At 72.6% G+C, this 21786-nt stretch carries 16 protein-coding genes, 3 tRNA genes and 1 pseudogene; 13 read left to right on the top strand and 7 right to left on the bottom strand.

Annotated features, from left to right (window positions below):
- Nucleotides 1–46 precede the first annotated feature (46 nt).
- Nucleotides 47–724: a hypothetical protein gene (locus AC3AGO_RS17175; RefSeq protein ID WP_487821085.1), complete on the top strand. Its 678-nt coding sequence runs from the start codon at nt 47–49 to the stop codon at nt 722–724.
- 247 nt (nt 725–971) lie between these two features.
- Here AC3AGO_RS17175 and AC3AGO_RS17170 read toward each other — a convergent pair whose 3' ends face one another.
- The 3 genes from AC3AGO_RS17170 to AC3AGO_RS17160 all read right to left on the bottom strand — a co-directional run bounded on the left by AC3AGO_RS17170 (nt 972) and on the right by AC3AGO_RS17160 (nt 3818).
- The gene (locus tag AC3AGO_RS17170; RefSeq protein ID WP_487821084.1) at nt 972–1940 is read right to left on the bottom strand and encodes a DUF5926 family protein; all 969 of its coding nucleotides are present in this window, start codon (nt 1938–1940) and stop codon (nt 972–974) included.
- 152 nt (nt 1941–2092) lie between these two features.
- Nucleotides 2093–2803 carry an ATP-binding protein gene (locus AC3AGO_RS17165; protein ID WP_487821083.1) on the bottom strand — a complete coding sequence of 237 codons (711 nt, stop codon included), beginning with the start codon at nt 2801–2803 and terminating at the stop codon, nt 2093–2095.
- 172 nt (nt 2804–2975) lie between these two features.
- Nucleotides 2976–3818: a glycerophosphodiester phosphodiesterase family protein gene (locus AC3AGO_RS17160; protein ID WP_487821082.1), complete on the bottom strand. Its 843-nt coding sequence runs from the start codon at nt 3816–3818 to the stop codon at nt 2976–2978.
- A gap of 199 nt (nt 3819–4017) precedes the next feature.
- On the opposite strand from AC3AGO_RS17160, the gene AC3AGO_RS17155 reads away from it, so the two are divergent.
- Nucleotides 4018–5463 carry a S1C family serine protease gene (locus tag AC3AGO_RS17155; protein WP_487821081.1) on the top strand — a complete coding sequence of 482 codons (1446 nt, stop codon included), beginning with the start codon at nt 4018–4020 and terminating at the stop codon, nt 5461–5463.
- 68 nt (nt 5464–5531) lie between these two features.
- A tRNA-Ser gene (locus tag AC3AGO_RS17150) sits at nt 5532–5618 on the top strand.
- A 241-nt stretch (nt 5619–5859) separates the two neighbouring features.
- Here AC3AGO_RS17150 and AC3AGO_RS17145 read toward each other — a convergent pair.
- Entirely contained in the window at nt 5860–6174 is a 315-nt protein-coding gene (locus AC3AGO_RS17145; RefSeq protein ID WP_487821080.1) for a DUF6344 domain-containing protein, read from the bottom strand.
- A gap of 187 nt (nt 6175–6361) precedes the next feature.
- On the opposite strand from AC3AGO_RS17145, the gene AC3AGO_RS17140 reads away from it, so the two are divergent.
- Nucleotides 6362–7774, top strand: a complete 1413-nt coding sequence (locus AC3AGO_RS17140) for a hypothetical protein (protein WP_487821079.1) — start codon at nt 6362–6364, stop codon at nt 7772–7774.
- A 157-nt stretch (nt 7775–7931) separates the two neighbouring features.
- Here the strand turns inward: AC3AGO_RS17140 and AC3AGO_RS17135 are convergent.
- A pseudogene (locus tag AC3AGO_RS17135) lies at nt 7932–8759 on the bottom strand (bifunctional DNA primase/polymerase); the annotation flags it as partial.
- A gap of 356 nt (nt 8760–9115) precedes the next feature.
- Here AC3AGO_RS17135 and AC3AGO_RS17130 point away from each other — a divergent pair.
- From AC3AGO_RS17130 to AC3AGO_RS17100, 7 genes are all read left to right on the top strand, one after another.
- The gene (locus AC3AGO_RS17130; RefSeq protein WP_487821078.1) at nt 9116–9379 is read left to right on the top strand and encodes a hypothetical protein; all 264 of its coding nucleotides are present in this window, start codon (nt 9116–9118) and stop codon (nt 9377–9379) included.
- Between the two features lie 248 nt (nt 9380–9627).
- Nucleotides 9628–10659, top strand: coding sequence for a bifunctional MaoC family dehydratase N-terminal/OB-fold nucleic acid binding domain-containing protein (locus AC3AGO_RS17125; RefSeq protein WP_487821077.1), 1032 nt, complete (start codon nt 9628–9630; stop codon nt 10657–10659).
- Nucleotides 10656–11156 carry a MaoC/PaaZ C-terminal domain-containing protein gene (locus AC3AGO_RS17120; RefSeq protein WP_487821076.1) on the top strand — a complete coding sequence of 167 codons (501 nt, stop codon included), beginning with the start codon at nt 10656–10658 and terminating at the stop codon, nt 11154–11156. Before AC3AGO_RS17125 ends, AC3AGO_RS17120 begins: the two co-directional genes overlap by 4 nt.
- On the top strand, nt 11153–12316 hold the full coding sequence (locus AC3AGO_RS17115) for a lipid-transfer protein (protein WP_487821075.1): 1164 nt from the start codon (nt 11153–11155) through the stop codon (nt 12314–12316). Before AC3AGO_RS17120 ends, AC3AGO_RS17115 begins: the two co-directional genes overlap by 4 nt.
- Nucleotides 12317–12482: 166 nt before the next feature.
- On the top strand, nt 12483–13361 hold the full coding sequence (locus AC3AGO_RS17110) for a DUF1906 domain-containing protein (protein WP_487821074.1): 879 nt from the start codon (nt 12483–12485) through the stop codon (nt 13359–13361).
- Nucleotides 13362–13566: 205 nt separating this feature from the next.
- Nucleotides 13567–14148, top strand: a complete 582-nt coding sequence (locus tag AC3AGO_RS17105; RefSeq protein ID WP_487821073.1) for a SigE family RNA polymerase sigma factor — start codon at nt 13567–13569, stop codon at nt 14146–14148.
- A gap of 117 nt (nt 14149–14265) precedes the next feature.
- The gene (locus tag AC3AGO_RS17100) at nt 14266–15939 is read left to right on the top strand and encodes a long-chain fatty acid--CoA ligase (RefSeq protein ID WP_487821072.1); all 1674 of its coding nucleotides are present in this window, start codon (nt 14266–14268) and stop codon (nt 15937–15939) included.
- Between the two features lie 130 nt (nt 15940–16069).
- Here AC3AGO_RS17100 and AC3AGO_RS17095 read toward each other — a convergent pair whose 3' ends face one another.
- On the bottom strand, nt 16070–20185 hold the full coding sequence (locus AC3AGO_RS17095) for a response regulator (RefSeq protein ID WP_487821071.1): 4116 nt from the start codon (nt 20183–20185) through the stop codon (nt 16070–16072).
- Between the two features lie 646 nt (nt 20186–20831).
- Here AC3AGO_RS17095 and AC3AGO_RS17090 point away from each other — a divergent pair.
- Both AC3AGO_RS17090 and AC3AGO_RS17085 read left to right on the top strand, forming a co-directional pair.
- Nucleotides 20832–20921: transfer RNA gene (locus AC3AGO_RS17090), tRNA-Ser, on the top strand.
- A gap of 172 nt (nt 20922–21093) precedes the next feature.
- Nucleotides 21094–21166: transfer RNA gene (locus AC3AGO_RS17085), tRNA-Arg, on the top strand.
- A 123-nt stretch (nt 21167–21289) separates the two neighbouring features.
- Here the strand turns inward: AC3AGO_RS17085 and AC3AGO_RS17080 are convergent.
- On the bottom strand, nt 21290–21727 hold the full coding sequence (locus AC3AGO_RS17080; protein WP_487821070.1) for an Lrp/AsnC family transcriptional regulator: 438 nt from the start codon (nt 21725–21727) through the stop codon (nt 21290–21292).
- Between the last annotated feature and the right edge of the window lie 59 nt (nt 21728–21786).

The following is a 21786-nucleotide window of genomic DNA, read 5'->3' as shown; positions in this document are numbered from 1 at the left end:
CACCGTCCTCCCCCTCCGTCCCAGCGAGTTGCAGGTGGGTCCCGTCATGCACCAGCCGCAGCAGCCCACGTCCGCTTCCGCACCCGGGTCGCGCCTCCGGCCGATCGCCCTCGCGAGCACTGTCGCGCTCGCCGTGGCCCTGCCGCTCGCCGTCGCGGTGGCGGGGCCCTCTCCCTCGTCGGGCGGCTCCGTCGGCCGCTCCGCGCTGCCCTCTCCCTCGCCGTCGACGTCCGAACCCGTCATCGCGGCCCCCGCGCCCTCCCAAGAGCGCGTGGAGCAGCGGGAGGCGGGTGCGCGGAAGGAGCGCGAGGACGGCCGGCAGGAGTCGCTGCTGTCCCAGTTCGACGTCTCCGGGCTGCCCGGCGAGGACGCGGGCGACGGCCGCCCCGTGACGTCCTGCGGTCCCGAACTCGCCGCCCCGGACGGGGTGCAGGCGCAGACCTGCGTCCTCAGCGGCAACGGCAGGACCTGGGCCCGCTCGTACTACCGGAACGCCGCCAACGCGCCGCTGCACGGGGCACTCACGCTGATGCGGCCCGACGGCCGTACGCTCCAGACGCACTGTGAACTGCCCGCTGTCGACGAGCCGGCCACCTGTGAGACACCGCGGCAGCGGACCGTCGGCGGGCACGCGCGTTATTCGGCGGTGCTGGAGATCGCGGACGCGGAGCGGGAGCGGATGCTGCTGCGCTCCGGGAGCATCCCCAAGCCGCGTACGCAGTGAGGGAGTTGGGCTCCGGAGGGGGCGTGCCGTCCGCGTCCGGGCAAAAGAAGAGCCCGGTCGCTGGCGACGGGGGATGCACCAGCGACCGGGCACTTAGAAAGGTAACAAGAGATCGGCGGTTCGCAAATTCGATCGCCCAGATCCGGACGCCGATTCACCTGTGAATACGCCCAGTTGAGGGCTCCGTGTGACGCGAGTCACGGGCACGGAATCCCCTTGCGGACGTTGCGGAATCCGCCGTTCCCTGTCAGCTGAGTGTCACCTGTCGATTGGTGAGGCCACTGCGGGCCCTGCGCTCGTCGGCAGTGAGCGGCGCACTGGCCGAAAGGGCCTCGGTGAGCCGTTCCGCGAACCCGGTAGCGGGCTTTTCGCACTGCTCGGCGCCCATGTCAGTGGGCAGGTCCCACACCGGTACGGTCAGTCCGTGCGCGCGGAACGAGCCGACCAGCCGGGTCCCTTCGCCCAACGACGAGCCCCCGGACGCATGCAGCCGCGCGAGGGCATCGAGCAGCTTCTCCTCGGGGTGGTCCATCACCCAGCGCAGATGGTTCTTCTCCGGTGTCTCGCACCAGTACGCACCCGGTACGCCTGTGAGCCGCGCTGTCGGAATCGCGGCTGAATTCGCTCGCTCCAGCGAGGCCGCGACCTCTCCCGCGGCCTGCTCCGCGTCCTCCAGCCAGAACTCGAAGCCGCTGTGCACCTCCGGCTCCAGCGGCGCCGCCGGGTCCAGCACGTCCTGCAGCCGCGGCCCGTCGGGGTCGGGCCGGCCGGCGTCCACCGGGTTGCCCGGCTCGGTCTCCAGGGCGCGCAGCAGCGTGTGCGCGAGGTCCCGGCTGATGTCACCGGAAGGAGTGTCGTTCTGCAGGCCCAGCAGCACCTCGCCGGTGTCCCTGCGCAGCGCGGGCCAGGCCATCGGCAGCACGGTCGCGAGCGTCACCGACGGCACGCCCTCGGGCAGTCCGTCCTTGAGGGTGAGCCGCGCGGTCGCGGCGGGCACCAGCTCGCGCAGGGCGATCCAGTCGGCCTCGCCGGCCAGGCCCTCGAAGGGGCGGTGCACCAGCTCGGTGACGGCCTGCGCGGCGGCACGGCCGTGACAGGCCTTGTAGCGGCGGCCCGACCCGCACGGGCAGGGCTCACGCGCGCCGACGACGGGCACCTCGCCGTCGGCGGTCGGTGCTGCGGCGGCCTTGGTCTGGGGACGGCGCTTCTTGGCCATGGCGTGCGGTACTCCAGGTGTGCGTGGCGAGTTGCCCTCTGCGGTTACGGACGTGTCGCCGCGAGCGTAGCCGTTGCGGGGTCCCGTACCGGTGCCGAACGCACCATGAGCCGCGCGCCGTCGAACACCCGTGTCCGCGCCGGGGATACGCCCTACCGGAGGTCCAGGTCCTCGACCGTCGCCATGTCGAAGGACAGCCCCGCGCCGGCCGCCCCGGCCGTACGGCTGCCGTTGACCCGGCCGTTGACGCGGCCGTTGGACCGGCCCGCGCCGTTGACCCGGACGTCGCCCTCGGAGTGCCCCTCCGCGGGGGCGAGGACCGCCCACACGGTGACGCCCTTGGACTCCTCACCGGCGTCCGGACCGTTGCCGGCCCCTCCGGCGAACTCGCGCACCTCTTCGTCGACTCCCCAGTCGCGGGCCAGCGCCGTGATGATGGCGAGGCCTCTGCCGCCGCGCGCCGAGACCGAGGGCGTGGCCGGAAGCGGCCGGGTCGGACCACCGCCGTCGGTGACCGAGATGGTCAGCTCACCGCGGGAGTTGCGCCGCCACGCGGCTCGTATGCACCGGTCCGCGCTCAACGGCCGGGCATGCCTGCACGAGTTGCTGAGAAGTTCGGAAAGGATCAGAACCGCGTCGTCGACCACTGTCTCCGCCGCGCCCGCCGCGCGCAGTTCCTCGCGGACCCTGCGCCGTGCCGCCCCCACACCTGCCGGACCATGAGGCACGGCCATGGCAGACGAAGAAGGCACCTCCTGTGCCACCACCCACGCCACCCCCGAGACCTCCTTTGCCCCACGCCAGGGGATGAATGCCCCAGGGGCGAGAGAGGGAAACCGGCCGTCCACGGTCTCTTGACGCATTCGCAACGTTCGGCTGCGCGGCGAATGCGCCGGTGCACCCCAGGTATGTGGCGTACGCAAGGGCAGCATCCGGCCCCGCGAAATGCCCGTGAAAACGGGTGAATTCGGGCAGCGTTGTCAAGTGGCCCGTATTCCGTACGGCGTCGGCTGCACGCGGCGTCGCGCAGGCCGCTCAGCCGAGCTGGTCCCGGACCCACTGCGGCCGGTTCGTGATGACCGCGTCCACCCCGAGCCGCAGGCACATGTCGAGGTCGCGCTGCTTGTCCACGGTCCACACGTGCACTTCGTGCCCGTTGCGGTGCGCGTGTGCGACGTACTCGGGGTGGGCGCGCAGCAGCCGGACGCTCGGCCCGGCGACGCGCACGCCGGGCGGCAGCCGCCCCTCCCGGTGCCGGGGCAGCAGGAGTTGCATGAGAAAGACGGTCGGCAGGTCGGGTGCCGCCATCTGCACCCGGCGCAGCGACCGTGCGGAGAAACTCATGATCTGCACGGGCGTACGGGCCGACGGCAGCTCGTACTTGTGCAGCAGTTCCAGCAGCCGGTATTCGACCTGCCCCGCCCAGCGCGTCGGATGCTTGGTCTCGATGGCGAGCCCGACGGGGCGCGGCGCCTCGGACACGAGCCGCAGCAGCCGCTCCAGCGTGAGCACGGAGGTCCGTTCGGGATCGCCGGGGCCGGCCGCGTCGTGTTCCAGGTCGGGCGACTCGTACGGGTCGGCGTCGGGCCACTCCTTCCACGAGCCGAAGTCCAGCGCCGCCAACTCGGCGAGCTCCAGCGCCGATACGGCCCCGTGCCCGTTGGATGTCCGGTCGACCCTGCGGTCGTGGACGCAGACGAGATGGCCGTCCGCGGTGAGCCGCACATCGCATTCGAGGGTGTCGGCTCCGTCCTCGATCGCCTTCCGGTAGGCGCTGAGGGTGTGTTCGGGCGCGTCCTGCGAGGCCCCGCGGTGCGCGATGACGGACACCCTGCGGGCGGGAGTCGTGCGTGACCCGGCGCGGATCTCATAGCTCACCGGGTTATCGTGCCACCGGGACCCGGATGGATGCTCTGTGGGCCGCTGCGGGTGCGGCTGTTCTGTGCGGCATAAAGGATGGCGGTCCATGGGCGCGCGGCGGTTTACGCCCGTCTGACAGGTCATGGGGAAGGCTGTGTACGCAAACCCGAATACGTAACGTCGGTCCCTGCCGTGTCGTGTACCTGAGGAGAGAGTTGTGAGCACCGAGAACGAGGGCGCTGCCGCCACACCGGCGACACAGGAGGCACCCACGTCCCCTGCGGTGCCGGACGCCGGTGCGACGGACGAGAAGACGACGAGCCCACAGCCGGACATGCGCAAGGAGCCGGGCCCGGACGCTCCTCCCCCGCCGCCGTACCAGCCCGCACAGCCGGGGCCGTCCGGTCAGCCGGGCGACACCGCGCAGTGGGGCGCGTTCGGATCCGGCCCCGCAGGCCCGGGAGAGCCGGGCGAGCCGGGCGGACCCGGTGGTCCGTACAACCCGTGGGCGGCGCCGCCCGTCGGCCCGCCCCCGCCGCCGAACGGCGGCCGCCGGCGCGGCGGGCTGATCGCCGGCGCGGTCGCGGTGGCCCTGATCGCGGGCATCGTCGGCGGCGGCATCGGCTTCTTCGCCGCCGAGCGCGGCGACTCCGGCACCACGACGGTGTCCTCCAGCGCCGACCCCAAGGAGCTCAACCGCTCCCCCAAGTCCGTTTCGGGCATAGCGTCCAAGGCGCTGCCCAGCGTGGTCACGATCAAGAGCGGCGGCAGCAGCGAGGAGGGGACGGGCACCGGCTTCGTCTACGACAAGCAGGGCCACATCCTCACCAACAACCACGTCGTCGCCGGCGCCGCGGACGGCGGCAAGCTGACGGCCACCTTCTCGGACGGCAAGAAGTACGAGGCCGAGGTGCTGGGCAAGGCCCAGGGCTACGACATCGCCGTCGTGAAGCTGAAGAACGCCGACGACCGGAAGCTCGAACCGCTGCCGCTCGGCAGCTCCGACAGCGTCCAGGTCGGCGACTCCACCATCGCGATCGGCGCGCCGTACGGCCTGTCCGGCACGGTCACGACCGGGATCGTCAGCGCGAAGAACCGCCCCGTGGCCTCCAGCGACGGACAGGGCGCCAGCGCCTCGTACATGAACGCGCTGCAGACGGACGCCTCGATCAACCCGGGCAACTCCGGCGGCCCCCTGCTGAACTCGCAGGGCGCGGTCATCGGCGTCAACTCCGCGATCCAGTCGGCCGGCGGCGACACCCTCGGCCAGTCCCAGCAGTCCGGCAGCATCGGCCTCGGCTTCGCCATCCCGGTCAGCCAGGCCCAGCGGGTGGCGACGGAGCTCATCAAGACCGGTACGCCGGTCTACCCGATGATCGGCGCCACGGTCACCATGGACGAGAAGGGCGGCGGCGCCACCATCTCGCAGACCGGCCAGGGCGGCAGCGAGCCGGTCACCTCGGGCGGCCCCGCGGACAAGGCGGGCCTCAAGCCGGGCGACGTCATCACGAAGCTCGACGACACCGGCATCGACAGCGGCCCGACCCTGATCGGCACGATCTGGACCCACAAGCCGGGCGACAAGGTAAAGATCACGTACGAGCGTGACGGCAAGCAGCACACGACCGACGTCACCCTCGGCGCGCGCAAGGGCGACCAGTAGCGGGACCCGTGACGAACACTCCGTCACAACAGCTAGGCTGTCCCCGCGTCACCCCCAGGGTGACGCGGGGAGGTGTGCCCGAGCGGCCGAAGGGAACGGTCTTGAAAACCGTCGAGGCAGCGATGTCTCCGTGGGTTCAAATCCCACCGCCTCCGCCGCGGCCGTAGGCCCGCACTTGTGAAGGGCGCCCCCGGGACCCGGGAGGCGCCCTTCGGTGTTTTCCGGCTCAAAGGTGGTACGGGTGGCGCCTGGTGACGGGGCGTCAGGCGGGACGGCGTTGCGCGCGGTGTCGTACGTGCGGTGCGGCGCGTCATGCGCGTGGGGTGCCGGATACACGAGAAGGGCGCCCGGTGGGGGCGCCCTTCTCGTGTGTGCGGTGGCTGTGTGGCAGCCGGGTCAGGGTGGTGTGAGGGGGTCCGCTTCCGTTGCGTCCCGGGTGAGGGAGCGGGTGGCCGGGGAGGAACCGTGGGCCTCGGCGCCGATGCGCTGCTTCATCGTCGGGGGAAGCGCGGAGCCGGCGGGCAGGCGTGGTGACCACGCGGCCGCCGGGGCGGTGGCCGGCGCCTCCTGTTCCGCGGCCTTGGCCTGCGTCGTGTGCGGCACCTGCGCCTGCGTGGCCGAGGCCTGGCCGGCGAAGCCGAGCGCGGCGAAGAGCGCGACGAGTGCGCTGAGAAGCGCGGTCCACATGTTCCTGACCCGGGTGGCTGCCATGGCCGTTCCCTCACTTTTCGGTCGGAGCGATCTGATTACCTTTCACATGGTGTGGGTGGATACGAGAGATTCGTGAACCGACACTCCGATTCGCAGTTCTTCAGATCAATGCCACTCGGATGGAGCACACGGGCCCGCGGAACGGGACGCGGCGCCCGTACCGCGGGGGAGCGGTTACGGTGCTGGCATGGGGAGTGAAGGGGTGGACGAGGCGCGGGAGCAGGGGTATGCGCTGCTGGTGGCGGCGACTCCGGCGGGGGCGCATCCCGTCATGGCCGCGACCGAGGCGTTGCCGGGGCTCGCCGCGACACCGCCGGCGGTGCTGCTGGGTACGGCGCACGGCTCCGTCGTACAGCTCGCGGATCCGGGCGATCCGCACGTCGTACTCGCGCAGTTGAGGACCGCGGCGGCGCACCGCGGGCCGCTTCTGCTCTATGTCGCGGGGCATCTGATGCTCGACTCGCGGCAGCGGCTTCCGCATCTGGCGCTGGCCAAGTCGACACCGCGGTCGGTGCGGTACACCGGGCTGCCGTGGCACTGGCTGGAGGCCGAGCTCGCCGGCCGGCCGCCCGGGTCGACGACGCTGGTGGCCGACCTCGTCGCGGACGAGGGGGTGCACCGGCACCGGCTCGTCGGGAGTGTCGAGGCGTACGGATGCTTGACACCTCCTCCCGCGAAGCGCCAGACGCGTGCTCCCCTCTACAGCCGTTCCCTCGCCGCGCTGCTGCGTGCCGCGCCGGAGCGGCCGCCGCTGCGGGAGCTCCACCAACAGGCGGCGCGGGACGCGGGAGTGACGGGGCGCGAGGTGTACCTCGGCGGCGGCCCCGTTCCGGGGCCTCCCCTACGGGACGCGGCCGCGCCCTCGGCCGGGCGTGAAGAAACGTCTGGCCAGACCCACGGGGGGTACGGGGTCGGCTTCGGGCCGGCGCCCGTGCCGGGGCAGGGCCCCGCGTACGGGCAGGTCCCCACGTACGGGCAGGGCGCGCCGTCGGGAGAAGCGCGCGTGTCCGGGCAGGAAGAGGCGTACGCGCGGACCGGGACGGAGGGTGCGGCGCTGCCCGGCGGGGGCGTCGTGCCGCCGATGCCCGACGCGCCTCCGGGACCGCCGCCCGGGTGGGCACCGCACGCGCCGCCGTCCGGCACGTACGCGGAGCCGGATCCGCACCAGGCCATCGGCGAGGCGGCACAGGCGGGCCGGCACGGGGAGGCGATGGCCGTGGCCATCGCGTGGGAGACGGCGGCGTTGCGGGCCGGCGGGCCCGGGTCGGCCGACGCGATCCACTGGACGGAGGTGCGGGCCGACCTCGCGCACCGTGCCGGGGACGACGGGCGGGCCTGCGAACTGTGGCTGCACGCGGCCGGCACCCGGCTGCAGACGGGCCAGGACCCGGGCGCCGACGAGGTGTTCGGGGCCGTCGACCGGGCCCATCACTGCTGGCAGCGGCTGGAGGACCCGCAGGAGACGGTGCGGTTCGGGCAGCGGCTGGCCGAGCTGCGGGAGTGGGCGCCCGGGCGGCAGCAGGGCGCGCTGGAGGACGTACGCACGCGGCTCGCGCAGGCCGAGCAGTCCGTCAACGCCACACCTCCCGTGGGTCGTTGACGCGCCCACCCGCGGGCCTTCGGGACGGTCCGCCGTTCGTCCCCGGATCCCGTCCGCCGCCCGGGTCCTGATCCGGGCTCCCGTACGGGCCCTGGCCCGGTCTCCCGTCCGGACCGTCGTCCGGTGTGCCGCGCGGCCCGTCCGGGGGCGGGCCGGTGTGGGCGGTGCGCCGGGCCGCGGAGGTGAGGGTGGCGCGGGCCTCCCGTTCGGAGAGGCCGGTGCCGACGGCGGCCTCGGTGAGCGCGTCCGCGAGCGACTCGCCGTGCCCCGTCTCGTACGCGCGGCAGGCCGCCCAGAACAGCCGGACGTTGCGCTGCCCCGGCCCCGCCCGTCGTACGAACTGCACCAGCGCGGTGCCGTCCCCGTCGGTGCGGAGCGCGGAGTGCGCCGGACGGGGCGGGGGTGTCAGCAGCCGCAACAGCTCCGGCGGTACGGGCGCGGGCCCGCGGTCGGCGGTGCCCGGGGCCAGCCGGTACACGCCGTACACACTGGCCGAGCCGGGCCCGACCAGGTAGCCGCCGGAGCCGCGTACGTCGATGCCGGGGGCCAGTCGTCCCGCGGAGTTGGGGATGTGCGGCTGCCGCGGGCCGCTCAGCCACAGGTGCCGTCCGCCGCTCGGGGTGAGCACGGTGACGGTGTCTGGGACGGCGAACCCGTGCGCCTCGGCGAGGTGTTCCAGCGCGGCGGGCGCGTCGGTGCCGTGCTTGACGTCCAGGTCGAGGCCGATCAGATGGAGCGGCGGGAAGCCGCAGGCGATGCCGTAGCCGGTGGCCCAGGGCGCGGCGGCGAACAGCGCGCGCACGGTGGCCGGATCGGTGCCGGCGTCGTGCACGCCGTGTCCGGGCAGTCCGCATTCGCCCTGGCAGGGGCTGTCGCCCGGGCGGTGCGGCGAGCGGATCGCCGGGTGCTTGGCACGGGTCAGGGGAAAGACGGCGAGGCCACGCGCGGCGGCGGCGAGGGCGTGGTCCAGTACGCGAATGCCCATCTCCCCATAGTCGTACGGAAGTTCGACCACCGGAAGCGGTCGGGGGTGGTGCGGGGTGGCGCGCTGGTGGCTCATACGGCGTGTCGCGGATCGCCGGAAAAGCGGGCGTAACGATTCCTCCCTTGGGGCGCCCGGGTTGTGCCGGTATCGGCCCGGTCCTGCCGCGCTGAACTGGGACTCCGTGGTGGTGAAGGGGGTTTATCGACACATCGTCACGCGTGCGAGCGAAACAGCACGTTCCCCCTGGTTCGCAGGGGATTCGATGGGCAACTCTGATTCCGCGACGTCGTCAGCAGGTGAGGCGGTTGGCCAACTGCCTTGCACCACACAGGAGTTACCGTTCCGGAGGAATGAACATGGCACGCATCCGCACCGCCCGCGTCATGGCCGCCGCAGCTTCCGTCCCGCTGGCCTTCGCGCTGATGAGCGGCGTGGCCCACGCGGACAACGGGTCCTTCGCGGGCAACGGATCGAACTCGACCGTCAGTGAACAGGGGGCGGCAGGCGACGGGGCCAACACCAATCAGGCGAACAACGCCAATGTGAACGGCGACGGCAACGTCATCGACCAGTCGAACGAGAGCGTCAACAACACCGTCAGCTTCACTCAGCTCTGGTGAGGCACCGGGGCTGAACTGCGGCTCGAAGAGCCGGGCGCGTTCAGGGGCAGGGTCACGGCCGCGCGTCCGCTCCGGGTGGGTACCTCGTACCTCCCGGAAGCGGGCGCGCGGCCGCCTGCGTGTGGGGCGGCCTGCGGGGCGACCTGTGTGCCGGGCGGTCGTGTACGGCGCCGGCCAAGCGGCCCCGGCGGCAGGCGTCTTGACACCGTGCGGATATCTGACGGACAGTCAGATCACTCTGGTCCGGGATGCGGAGGGGCGGCGTGGACGACCGGCTGTACGAGCGACTGCGCGGATACGAGGGGCGGCCGGCCGCGGTCGCCTGCGAGGGCAAGGACCCCGTCAACGAGCCGATGATCCGGCACTGGTGCGAGGCGCTGGGGCATCCCGTGCCGCCCGACGGATCGGCTCCGGAGACGATGCTCCAGGTGTGGACGATGGGCGGACTCGAAGGGCATCCCGACGGGTCCGGGCGGTCCGCCGCGTACGACGAACTCCTCGGCGCGCTCGACGAGTCGGGCTGTACCGCGGTGGTGGCGACCGACTGCGAGCAGGAGTATCTGCGTCCGCTGCGGCCGGGCGACCGCGTCACCTTCGACGCGGTGATCGAGTCGGTGTCGCCGCGCAAGACGACGCAGCTCGGTACGGGCCACTTCGTGACGACCCGGATGGACGTCCGGGCCGGCGGCGAACTCGCGGGCACGCACCGCTTCCGGATTCTCAAGTACGCCCCGGCGGCCCGCGCAAAGCCCGCCGGGGAGACGCCCGGCAAGGCGGCGGCGTCGGGGAAAGCAGCGCCCGGCAAGGCGGCGGCGCCCGGTAAGTCAGCGGATGCCGGGAAGCCGCGCAGGCCGCGGCCCGTGGTGAACCGGGACAACGCCGGTTTCTGGGAGGGCGTCGCGGCGCGCGAGCTGCTGATCCAGTGCTGCGACTCGTGCGCGTCGCTGCGTTTCCCCTGGCTGCCGGGCTGCAACGCGTGCGGTTCGGCGGAGTGGTCGACCGTACGGGCCTCGGGGCGGGGCACGGTCTATTCGTACGTGGTGATGCACCATCCGCCCTTCCCGGCCTTCGACCCGCCGTACGCCGTGGCGCTCGTCGAGCTGACGGAGGGGGTGCGGATGATCTCCGACATCACCGGGGTGCCGCACGACAAGGTGCGCATCGGCATGCCGGTCGAGCTCGAATTCCTGGATGTGGACGAGGAGTTGGTGCTGCCCGTGTTCCGCGGTGACGTGTCCGCCGGGACAGTGTCCGCCGAGACGGAGGAGGCCGGCCGGTGACGCAGCACAGCGTGCCCACGCGGCACGGCGAGGACAGGGCCGGGGTGGGCGACGAACTGCCGCCGCTGCGCATCCCCGTGACCCGAACTCTCGTCGTCTCGGGCGCCGTTGCCTCGCGCGACTTCCAGGATGTGCACCACGACGCGGAGGCCGCCAGGGAGAAGGGGTCTCCGGACGTCTTCATGAACATTCTGACCACGAACGGCCTGGTCGGCCGCTACGTGCTCGGCTGGGCCGGACCCGGCGCGCGCCTGGTGAAGGTGGCCATCCGGCTGGGCGCCCCCAACTACCCGGGCGACGAGCTCGCGTTGACGGGCACCGTCACAGCGGTCACGCCCCAAGCAACGAGCACGCCGGAAGCAGCGGCCATCCCGGACACGGCAGACCCGGACACGGCAGACCAGGAGACCGGCGGCACCGTCCGTACGGAGGTCGCGGTCGTCGGCAGGAACGGCCTCGGTACGCATGTGAGCGGCACGGTGGTGGTCGAGCGATGAGTCTGCACGCACCCGACGCGCTGGGCGGCAGCGCCGCGATCGCGGGGATCGGCGCCACGGAGTTCTCCAAGGACTCCGGGCGCAGCGAACTGAAGCTCGCCGTCGAGGCGGTGCGCGCCGCGCTGGACGACGCGGGGCTCGCGCCGGGCGACGTCGACGGCATGGTCAGTTTCACCATGGACACCAGCCCGGAGATCACCGTCGCGCAGGCGGCCGGCATCGGCGAGCTGACGTTCTTCTCGCGGGTGCACTACGGCGGCGGCGCGGCCTGCGCCACCGTGCAGCAGGCGGCGCTGGCGGTGGCGTCCGGGGTGGCCGAAGTGGTCGTCTGCTACCGCGCGTTCAACGAGCGCTCGGGCCGCAGGTTCGGCTCCGGCGTACAGCAGCGGGAGCCGTCGGCGGAGGGTGCCGCGCTCGGCTGGGCGCTGCCGTTCGGGCTGCTGACCCCCGCGTCGTGGGTGGCGATGGCGGCGCAGCGCTATCTGCACACGTACGGGCTGACCCCGGACGCCTTCGGGCACGCGGCGGTGACGGCCCGGCGGCACGCGGCGGCGAACCCGTACGCGTACTTCCACGGCAAGCCGATCACGCTCGCCGAGCACGCGGCGTCCCACTGGATCGTGGAGCCGCTGCGGCTGCTCGACTGCTGTCAGGAGACCGACGGCGGGCAGGCGATCGTCGTCACCTCGGCGGAACGGGCCCGCGACCTGCGGCATCCGCCGGCGGTCGTGGCCGCCGCGGCGCAGGGCGCCGGGCGCGGCCAGGAGCAGATGACCAGCTTCTACCGGGACGGACTGACCGGGCTCCCGGAGATGGCGGTGGTGGCGCGCCAGCTGTGGGCGGGCAGCGGGCTCGGCCCGGAGGACATCGATGTGGGCATCCTGTACGACCACTTCACTCCGTTCGTGCTGATGCAGCTGGAGGAGTTCGGGTTCTGCGGGCGGGGCGAGGCCGCGGACTTCACGGCGGCGGACGCGCTGCCGCTGAACACGCACGGCGGGCAGCTCGGCGAGGCCTATCTGCACGGCATGAACGGCATCGCGGAGGGCGTACGGCAGGTGCGCGGCACCTCGGTCAACCAGCGGCCCGACGCGGCGAACGTGCTGGTCACCGCCGGTACGGGGGTGCCGACTTCGGGGCTGGTCCTCACCCGGGACTGACCGGCGCGGCGGCGCGCGGCCCCGGCGTACGGGCGCGGCCGGGGCGGGTACGGGTGCGGGGGCCGCTCTGCCATACGGCTGAATCCGCGGGGGACACGGGGCGTGGTGCGGACACCTTGCGGCGCGGATCTTCTTCACTCGCCCCATGCGCCTGAAAAGTCACATCATGCGAGGGATTGTCGCCCTGTTGGCGGCCCTCGCCACCCTGTGCACCGGAGTCCTCCCGGCCGCCTCGGCGGCCCCCGACCGGCCCACCCACCCCACGCAGCAGGCCCGGCACGCCGCCGGCGGCGTGACCGAGACCAGCGGCGATCCGCGCACCATCGGGGCGAAGATCTACCGCGGTTCGGCCTTCGACGCCTGCAAGGCCCCGTCGCTGTCCGCCATGCGCGCCTGGAAGAAGGCCTCCCCGTTCGGCGCCGTCGGCGTCTACTTCGGCGGCCGCGGCAGAGCCTGCTCGCAGAAGAACCTCAGCGGCGACTGGATGCGCAGCGTCCACAGGATGGGCTGGCGTGTGCTGCCCGTGTACGTCGGCTCGCAGTCCCCCTGCGTCGGCGCGAAGAACAAGCGCGACGTACGGATGAGCAAGAAGCACCCCGTCGCCCAGGGTGCCCGCGAGGGCCGGGACGCGGTACGCCGGGCCAAGGCGCTCGGGATGCGCGCGAACAGCGCGCTGTACCTCGATATGGAGGCGTACAAGTGGAAGAAGGCGGGCTGCGCGAAGACGACGCTCCGCTTCGTCCAGGGCTGGAACCGTACGGTCCGCAAGCTCGGCTATCTGCCCACGTTCTACAGCAGCGCCGACTCCGGCGTCCGGCACATGGAACAGGCCCGCAAGCAGGGGCGCCCCAACCTCCCCCGGGCGATCTGGTTCGCGCGCTGGCACACCAAGCCGTCGCTGCACAACGAGCGGGCACTGCACGCCTCCGGATGGCAGCCGCACCGCCGCATCCACCAGTACCAGGGCAACGTCCAGAAGTCGTACGGCGGCCACAAGCTGCAGATCGACCGCAACAAGGTGGACGCGCCGGTCGCCATCATGTGACCGCCACGCGCCGGGCGAAGGGCTCGGGGTGACGCTGTTCCGGGCGGGTCCCTCTCGGGGGACTCCCTGAGTCACCCTGAGTCCGGCGGCGTACGCCCTACACCTTCAGGAGGTGTAGCGGGCACCACCTCTCCGCCCTCAGACGGAGGCGGCTTCGGGACTTGTGGGCGATCCCCGCGGGGGCTGCCGCTTCTAGCTTTGAACCATGACCACGCCTGGGACTGTTCGGACCGGCCGGACCATCTCTTCGACGCTCGACGTCACACCGCTGACGTTCACGTCGTACGTGCGGGCGCGCGGGCCGGTGCTGCTGCGTACCGCCCGCTCGCTCACCGCCAATCCGAGCGACGCGGAGGACCTGCTCCAGACCGCGCTCGCCAAGACCTACCTGGCGTGGGAGCGCATCGCCGACCACCGTGCGCTGGACGGCTATGTGCGCAGGGCGCTGCTGAACACCCGTACCTCGCAGTGGCGCAAGCGCCGGCTGGACGAGTTCGCCGTCGACGAACTCCCGGAGCCCGCGCCGGTTCCGGGGCCCGACCCGGCCGAACAGCAGGCGGTGCGCGACGCGATGTGGCGTGCCGTGTGCAAACTGCCCGCGCGGCAGCGGGCGATGGTCGTCCTGCGGTACTACGAGGACCTCAGCGAGGTGCAGACGGCCGAGTTGCTCGGCGTCTCCGTGGGTACGGTGAAGAGCGCCGTGTCGCGGGCGCTGGTGAAACTCCGGGACGACCCCGATCTGGTCTCGGGGGTCCGCGGCGAGGAGGAGCAGGCCGTGGCGGCCTGATCCGGCCCGGCCGGAACCCGTGACATACCGAGCGGTCGGTGGCAGGCTTCCGGGGGATGACCTCGTTACTCCTGCGTAACGAGGGTTCCGCATCCGGATACTTCGGGAGGCCCCCCGGTGCTCAGCACGATGCAGGACGTTCCGCTCACCGTCTCGCGCGCCCTGGTGCACGGCTCCACGGTCCACGGCCGGTCGGTGATCACCACATGGACGGGTGAGGGCGAACCGCACCGCAGGACGTTCGCCGAGGTCGGCGCCCGCGCCGCGCAGCTCGCGCACGCGCTGCGCGACCGGCTCGGCGTCTCCGCCGACGACCGCATCGGCACGCTGATGTGGAACAACGCCGAGCATGTCGAGGCGTATTTCGGCGTACCGGCCATGGGCGCCATCCTGCACACGCTCAACCTGCGGCTGCCCGCCGAGCAGTTGGTGTGGATCGTCAACCACGCGGCGGACCGCGTGATCCTGGTCAACGGCTCGCTGCTGCCGCTGCTCGCCCCGCTGCTGCCGCGCCTGGATCCGGTCGAGCACATCGTGGTGGTCGGCCCCGGTGACACGTCGCTGCTGGAGGGCTGCCGCCCCGCGGTGCACGAGTACGAGTCGCTGATCGCCGACCGTCCCGTCTCGTACGACTGGCCCGAGCTGGACGAGCGCAGCGCCGCCGCCATGTGCTACACGTCGGGCACCACCGGCGACCCCAAGGGCGTGCTCTTCTCGCACCGTTCGATCTATCTGCACGCCATGCAGGTCAACATGTCGGAGTCGATGGGTCTCACGGACGCGGACACCACGCTGCCGATCGTGCCGATGTTCCACGTCAACGCGTGGGGCCTGCCGCACGCCACGTTCATGACCGGCATCAACATGCTGATGCCGGACCGCTTTCTGCAGCCGGCGCCGATCGCCGAGATGATCGAGGCGGAACGGCCCACCCACGCCGCGGCCGTGCCGACCATCTGGCAGGGCCTGCTCACCGAACTCCACGACAAGCCGCGGGACATCTCCAGTCTGCAGACGGTCACCATCGGCGGTTCCGCGTGTCCGCCCGCGATGATGCGGGACTTCGAGGACCAGTTCGGAGTCCGGGTGTGCCACGCCTGGGGCATGACCGAGACCTCGCCGCTCGGCACCCTCGCGCACCCGCCGGGCGGGCTGACGCAGGAGGAGGAGTGGCCGTACCGGGTCACCCAGGGCCGCTTCCCCGCCTCCGTCGAGGCGCGGCTGGCCGCTCCCGGCGGCGGGTTCGCGCCGTGGGACGGCGAGTCGCCCGGCGAACTGGAGGTGCGCGGACCGTGGATCGCCGCCGCCTACTACGGCGGGGCGGGCGAGGCGCCGGTGCGGCCCGAGGACAAGTTCAGCCCGGACGGCTGGCTGCGCACCGGCGACGTCGGCGTCATCAGCCCGGACGGCTATCTGACGCTGACCGACCGGGCGAAGGACGTCATCAAGTCCGGCGGTGAGTGGATCTCCTCGGTGGAGCTGGAGAACGCGCTCATGGAGCACGAGGCGGTGGCCGAGGCCGCCGTGGTCGCCGTACCGGACGAGAAGTGGGGCGAACGGCCGCTCGCCACCGTGGTGTTGAAGGAAGGATCCGGCAACATCACGTACGAGGACCTGCGCGCCTTCCTCGGCGAGCGGATCGCCCGCTGGCAACTGCCCGAACGCTGGGCGCTGGTGGAGGCCGTGCCGAAGACGAGCGTCGGCAAGTTCGACAAGAAGGTCCTGCGCAGCCGGTACGCCTCGGGCGACCTGGAGGTCAGCAGCGTGACAGCGCCCGGCGGCGGCGCATAACACCGCGAAACCCCGCGCCCCGACAAGGGGCGCGGGGAACTGCGCACAGATAAGGGGCGCGGGGAACTGCGCATCCCGCACGGGAACCGCAGCGCCCCACTCACGCTCCGGGCACGAAGCCGCGAGGCGACTACGTTCCGATCTTCGTCAGCAGATCGACGATCCGAGACTGCACATCCCCACTCGTGGACCGTTCCGCAAGGAACAGAACCGTCTCCCCCGAGGCCAGCCGAGGAAGCTCGGCCGGGTCCAGGTCGGCGGACGTGTAGACCACGAACGGGGTGCGGTTCAGCAGCCCGTTGACGCGCAGCCAGTCGATGATCCCGGCCCGGCGCTTCCGCACCTGCATCAGATCCATCACGACCAGATTCGGCCGGCTCTGCTCCGCGACCGTCGCCGCGTCCGAGTCCGACGGCGCGTGCGCGACGTGCATGCCGCGCCGCTCCAGCGAGGCCGTCAGCGCGGTCGCGATCGGCTCGCGCTCCTCGACCAACAGCACCCGGGGCGGGTGCTGTTCACTGTCGCGCGGCGCGAGGGCCTTCAGCAGCACGGCGGGGTCGGCGCCGTACGCCGCCTCCCGCGTCGCCTGCCCGAGCCCGGCCGTCACCAGCACCGGAACCTCCGCGGCGACCGCCGCCGTACGCAGCGACTGCAGCGCCGTCCGCGTGATCGGGCCGGTCAGCGGGTCCACGAACAGCGCGGCCGGGTACGCCGCGATCTGCGCGTCGACCTCCTCGCGCGAGTGCACGATGACGGGGCGGTAGCCGCGGTCGGACAGCGCCTGCTGTGTGGAGCCGTCCGGCTCGGGCCACACCAGCAGCCGGCGCGGGTTGTCCAGCGGCTCGGGCGGCAGCTCGTCGTCGGCGTCCTGCTGCGGCAGGTGCAGACCCCGGCCGTCCGTCACCTCGACGGGACTGTCCGGGCCGTCCAGCGGCTCCGGCCCCTCGGCCGCGCCCGCGTCCGGCGCGCCTATCGCGAACTCCCGTGCGGGCGCGCCCTGTTGACCCGACCGGCCGCCGTTCTGCTGCGGCTGCGGCATCGGGCCCGCACCGGCGTGCGGCTGCCGCGGCGCCACCGTGCCGGGTGCGCTGTCCTGCTGCTCCGCCTCCTGCTCGTCCTCCGGGGGCGTCGCCAGCTTGCGGCGCCGCCCGGAACCCGGCGGGGGCGTGGGCGTCGACGGAGTGGACGGTATGGCGGCCGCGGGTGCCGGCGCGGGCAGCGCGTTCGCCGCCTGGCCGCCCTGCTGCGGCTGACCGGCCTGCGCCGACTGGCCCGACTGGCCCGGCTGTTCGGCGATCCGCTGCGCGAAGGGCACACCCTGGCCGAGCGTACGGACGCGGGAGCCGGGGTTCGGCGCCTCGACCGGCGCGGGCAGGTTCCGCTGCTGCCTGGGCCCCTCGGGGGCCCCGCCGCCGCCCAGAATCGGGCTGCCCGCGACCCTCGACGGCTCGGCCGGGCGCGACGGCGCTTCCTCCTGCTCCTCGGGCTGCTGCTCACCGCCCGCCTGCGGTTCCTGCTGGGGGCCCTGCTGCGGCTCCGGCCACGCCTCCGGCTGCGGGGAGGGCTGCGGCTGCGGCTGGGCCGACTGCTGTGCGGGCTGGGGATGTTGACCCGGCTGGCTCTGCTGTCCCTGCTGGCCCTGTTGTCCCTGAGCGCCGACGGCGGGTGCCGCGGCGGTCGCCGGTTCGAGCTCGCGGCCCGCACCGGGGGCGTCCTCCGGCGCGGGCATGGCCTGCCGTGCCTCGTACGGCATCGGCTGCGGCACCGCCTGCGCCTGCGGCTGCATCTGCTGCGCGGCCCCGCCGCCCGGCGGCAGCGCGAACGGCCCGTGCTGCGGCTGCTCCTGGGCCGCGGCCTGCGCCTGTGCTTGTGCCTGTGCTTGTGCCTGTTCCGGGGCCGGCTGCGGCTGCGCCGGTACGGGCTGCATGTGGCCCGGCACCGCGAACTCCGGCCCCTGCACGCCCTGCTGGGACTGCTCCGGTACGTCGGCCTGGCTGCGTTCCCGGGCCAGCCTGCGTGCCCTGCGGCCTCCCGCGGTGGTGCCGCTCTGGTCGTCGCCGGGGACTTCCTGCCCCGGCCCCTGCTGCCGCTCCTCGCCCGGCGCCGCGAGCGCCCGGCGTGCCCTGCGGCCCGAACCCTGCTCCGGATCCGGCGCGTTGGCCTGTTCCACGGCGCCCTCGGCGGCGGGCAGCGCGAGGGCGCTGCCGCGCGCCCCCGTGTCGCCGGCCGGCGGGGCCTGGTCGTGCTGTTCGTCAGCGGGGCTGGGACGGCCACGCCTGCGGCCGGTCGGCCGGGCTGACCCGCCCTCGAACCCCGCGCCGTCCGTACCGTCCACGGGGCCCGCGCCCTCCGGACCGCCGGGCAGCTCCGTGCCGTCCGGGCCCGCGCTCCAGGCGCCGTCGACACCGGACGTCTCGCTGCCCATCCCCGCGCCGGTCTGGCCCTCCATGCCCCGAACGGGCCTGCCGGGAACGGGCATCACGGTCGTCTCGCCGTCCCGCTGCCGCGGCACGTCACCGCCGGCCTCGCCCGTACCGCCGTCGTCCTGCGCGCTCTGCGGCCCGTCGGCTGCCGGGGCACCGTCCACTCCCGGGACACCGTCCACCCCAGGGACACCGTCCACCGCCGGGACACCGTCGGCCGGCACGGCACCGGCGGGCTGCGCCGTACCGTCGGCCGCTCCGTCCGTACCGCCCGCGCTCTGTCCCGCGGCCGAACCCGCGCTCTTGCCACCGGAGTCCGAGGAGACCGGCACCTCCAGCACGTACGCGCTGCCGCCCGCCGCGCCCGGTACGTCATGGGTCTGCAGCACGCCGCCGTGCTGCCGGATGATGCCCCGCACGATCGGCTCGTGCACCGGATTGCCGCCCCCGTACGGACCGCGCACCTCGATGCGTACGACATCGCCGCGGTTCGCGGCCGCAACCACGATCGTCGGGTCGACACCCGCGGGCGCCGCGACCGGCGAGTTGCCCGTCGCGTCGACACCGGCCACGTCGGCGATGAGATGCGCCAGCGCCGTCGCCAGCCGCTCCGGGTCGACCTCCGCCTCTATCGGCGGCGCGTGCACGGCGAACTGCGCCCGCCCGGGGCCGATCAGCTCGACCGCGCCCTCGACGCCGTTGGCCACGACCGCGTCCAGCGCCACCCTCTCGCGGCGCAGCTTGTCCCGGCCCGCGTCCAGCCGCTGATAGCCGAGCACGTTGTCGACGAGCGTCGTCATGCGCGCGTAGCCGGCGGCGAGATGGTGCAGGATCTGGTTCGCCTCGGGCCACAGCTGGCCCGCCGGGTCGGCCGCCAGCCCCGCGAGCTCCGTACGCAGCTGGTCCAGCGGACCGCGCAGCGCGTTGTCCAGCACGGCGAGCAGCTGCTCGTGCCGTGCCGAAAGCGCCTCGTACGGACGGCGGTCGGCGAACGTCATGACGGCGCCCACCAGCTGTTCGCCGTCCCGCACCGGAGCGGTCGTCATGTCGACGGGCACCGCGCGGCCGTTCTTCGCCCACAGCACCTGGCCGACCTTGACCCGGTGCTTCCGCCCGGACCTGAGCGTGTCGGCGAGCGGCGTCTCCTCGTACGGCAGCGCCGCGCCGTCCGGACGCGAGTGGTGCACCAGCGGGGCCAGCTCCTGGCCGCCCAGGTCGCCGGCGCGGTAGCCCAGTATCTGCGCGGCCGCCGGGTTGACCAGGACGATCCGGCCCTCGGTGTCCACACCGACGACGCCCTCGGAAGCGGCGCGCAGGATCATCTCCGTCTGGCGCTGCTGGCGGGCGAGTTCGGCCTCGGTGTCGAGCGTGCCGGTCAGGTCGCGGACGACCAGCATCAGCAGCTCATCACCCGTGTAGGTGTTGCCGGTGCCGTGTCCGGGCCCGTGATCGGAGAACGCCGCCTCGAAGGCGGAGGCGTACGGGGTGCGCCCGTCCTCCAGGTTCGCGCTGGTGACCTCGACGGGGAAGTCCGTTCCGTCGGTGCGCCGCGCGACCATCCTGGTCGGCTTCTGGCGCGCCTGGGTCTGCTCGTCCTCGTCCGGCCTGCGCATCGAGCCCGGTATCCGCTTCGAGTCGAACTCGGGCAGCAGATCCAGCAGCCCGCGTCCGACGAGCGCGGTGCCCGGAGTCTCGAAAGCCTCCAACGCGATGGTGTTCGCGTTCACCACCGTGCCGTTGCAATTCACCAAGAGCAACGCATCGGGCAGCGCGTCGAGTATGGCGGCGAGGCGAGCAGCGCCTCGGGATGGCCTGCTGCTCACGACGACGTTTCCTCCCTGATAACCCCACGGTGCCGGTGACTCGCGCCCGGCCCGGCGGACCGGTCACGGCTGCCAGTCTGCCGCTGATCCCGGGCGTGTCACTAGGGGGAGTCTACGGGCAGTGGTTGTCCGCGCGGCGACGGATGTGCGGGAGGAAGGTGTGAACACTCTCCCCGGAGACCAACCTGCGGGCGTGCCACGCGCGTTGGCCCGCGGCACTTTTCCGGGCCCGCACCGGCGCCCATCGGTCTATCGGAGCCCAACTCACCCCAACTCGTACGAGGGGCCCCTTCGATCGCTTTGTCGCTTTTCGCGTACCCCGGTTCGGACATCTGTTCCGGGTGGCTCCCGAGTGCCTCCGAACCGGGTCCGGGTCGCCGTCCCCGGCGCGGGTGCAAACGCGGCCGGCGCCGTCGGCGGAGAGCCGGTCGCGCGCGGGCAGTGGGCCGGGTCGTGGCGTGGCGGCGTGGGCCGCGCCGCGCGCCGGGCCGTGGCAGGCGCGGATGACGGGCCACTGGTCAAACGGGGTGAACGCTTTGCCCGGCGGTACGGGGACCGAGTACTGTAGGGGCCGATTGGAGACGGCCCCCGCGGCTGTGCCATCATCATCGACGCACCGGCCCGTTCTCGGGCGCGGTCTGTGTCTGGAGGCGTCGCCTAGTCTGGTCTATGGCGCCGCACTGCTAATGCGGTTTGGGGCAACCCCCCATCGAGGGTTCAAATCCCTCCGCCTCCGCTCTTGATCCACGCGATCACCGGAACCCCGGCCCCCAGGGCCGGGGTTCTTGCGTTTCTCCGGCGTTTTCGCAGGTCAAGCCGGGTGCGCCGAACGGATTTCGCCTCCGGGGCGAGGTCATGTAATGTTGTTCCCGCAACGCCGACGGGGCGGAAAAAACCCCGGAAGCCAAGCGCTCGTAGCTTAACGGATAGAGCATCTGACTACGGATCAGAAGGTTGCAGGTTCGAATCCTGCCGAGCGCACAGCACAGAGAAGGCCCCGTCCGAGAAATCGGACGGGGCCTTCTGCGTGTGCGGCCCGGGCCGCCCGGCTCCCGAGGGGCCGCCGGTCCGCGCGGCTCCCGAGAGTTTGCCGGTCCGCGTCGCTCAGTCCTCCTTGAGGTGCTTCATCGTCAGGTGGGAGTCGACGCGGGAGACCGCGGGGTGGCCCATCACCTTCGTGATCAGGAAGCGCTCGTAGGCCTCGTGGTCGGGAACGGCGACGCGGATGAAGTAGTCGGGGCGGCCGAACATCCGGAGGAACTCCACGACTTCGTCGTACGACTGGACGGTCTCCTCGAACTCCTCGACCGTACGGAGGTTGTTGACGCCGATCTCCACGGCGACCATCACCTCGACCGCCCGGCCGGCCGCCGCCGGGTCCACCCGCGCGCGGTAGCCGGTGATGATGCCCGCGTCCTCCAGGCGCTTCACCCGGCGCAGACAGGGCGGTGGCGTGAGGCCGACGCGCTTGGCCAGCTCGACGTTCGAGAGACGGCCGTCCTGCTGCAGTTGGAACAAGATTTCACGATCGAGGGCATCCATGCCGCAATCATTGCTGATGACCCCGGATCTTGGGTAGCTATCGGTAATCCTGTTACGCG

It is taken from the genome of Streptomyces sp. BL1 (assembly GCF_057628045.1).
Note: the sequence above shows the minus strand (reverse complement) of the source record. Positions and strands in the feature narration are given on the sequence as shown.

Bases quoted from the DNA above. Each gene is read 5' to 3' on its own strand.
- AC3AGO_RS17115 (WP_487821075.1), top strand. From the start codon at position 11,153: ATGAGTCTGCACGCACCCGACGCGCTGGGCGGCAGCGCCGCGATCGCG.
- AC3AGO_RS17145 (WP_487821080.1), bottom strand. From the start codon at position 6,174: ATGGCAGCCACCCGGGTCAGGAACATGTGGACCGCGCTTCTCAGCGCA.
- AC3AGO_RS17130 (WP_487821078.1), top strand. From the start codon at position 9,116: ATGGCACGCATCCGCACCGCCCGCGTCATGGCCGCCGCAGCTTCCGTC.
- AC3AGO_RS17175 (WP_487821085.1), top strand. From the start codon at position 47: ATGCACCAGCCGCAGCAGCCCACGTCCGCTTCCGCACCCGGGTCGCGC.
- AC3AGO_RS17125 (WP_487821077.1), top strand. From the start codon at position 9,628: ATGCGGAGGGGCGGCGTGGACGACCGGCTGTACGAGCGACTGCGCGGA.
- AC3AGO_RS17165 (WP_487821083.1), bottom strand. From the start codon at position 2,803: ATGCGTCAAGAGACCGTGGACGGCCGGTTTCCCTCTCTCGCCCCTGGG.
- AC3AGO_RS17110 (WP_487821074.1), top strand. From the start codon at position 12,483: ATGCGAGGGATTGTCGCCCTGTTGGCGGCCCTCGCCACCCTGTGCACC.
- AC3AGO_RS17170 (WP_487821084.1), bottom strand. From the start codon at position 1,940: ATGGCCAAGAAGCGCCGTCCCCAGACCAAGGCCGCCGCAGCACCGACC.
- AC3AGO_RS17080 (WP_487821070.1), bottom strand. From the start codon at position 21,727: ATGGATGCCCTCGATCGTGAAATCTTGTTCCAACTGCAGCAGGACGGC.
- AC3AGO_RS17140 (WP_487821079.1), top strand. From the start codon at position 6,362: ATGGGGAGTGAAGGGGTGGACGAGGCGCGGGAGCAGGGGTATGCGCTG.
- AC3AGO_RS17105 (WP_487821073.1), top strand. From the start codon at position 13,567: ATGACCACGCCTGGGACTGTTCGGACCGGCCGGACCATCTCTTCGACG.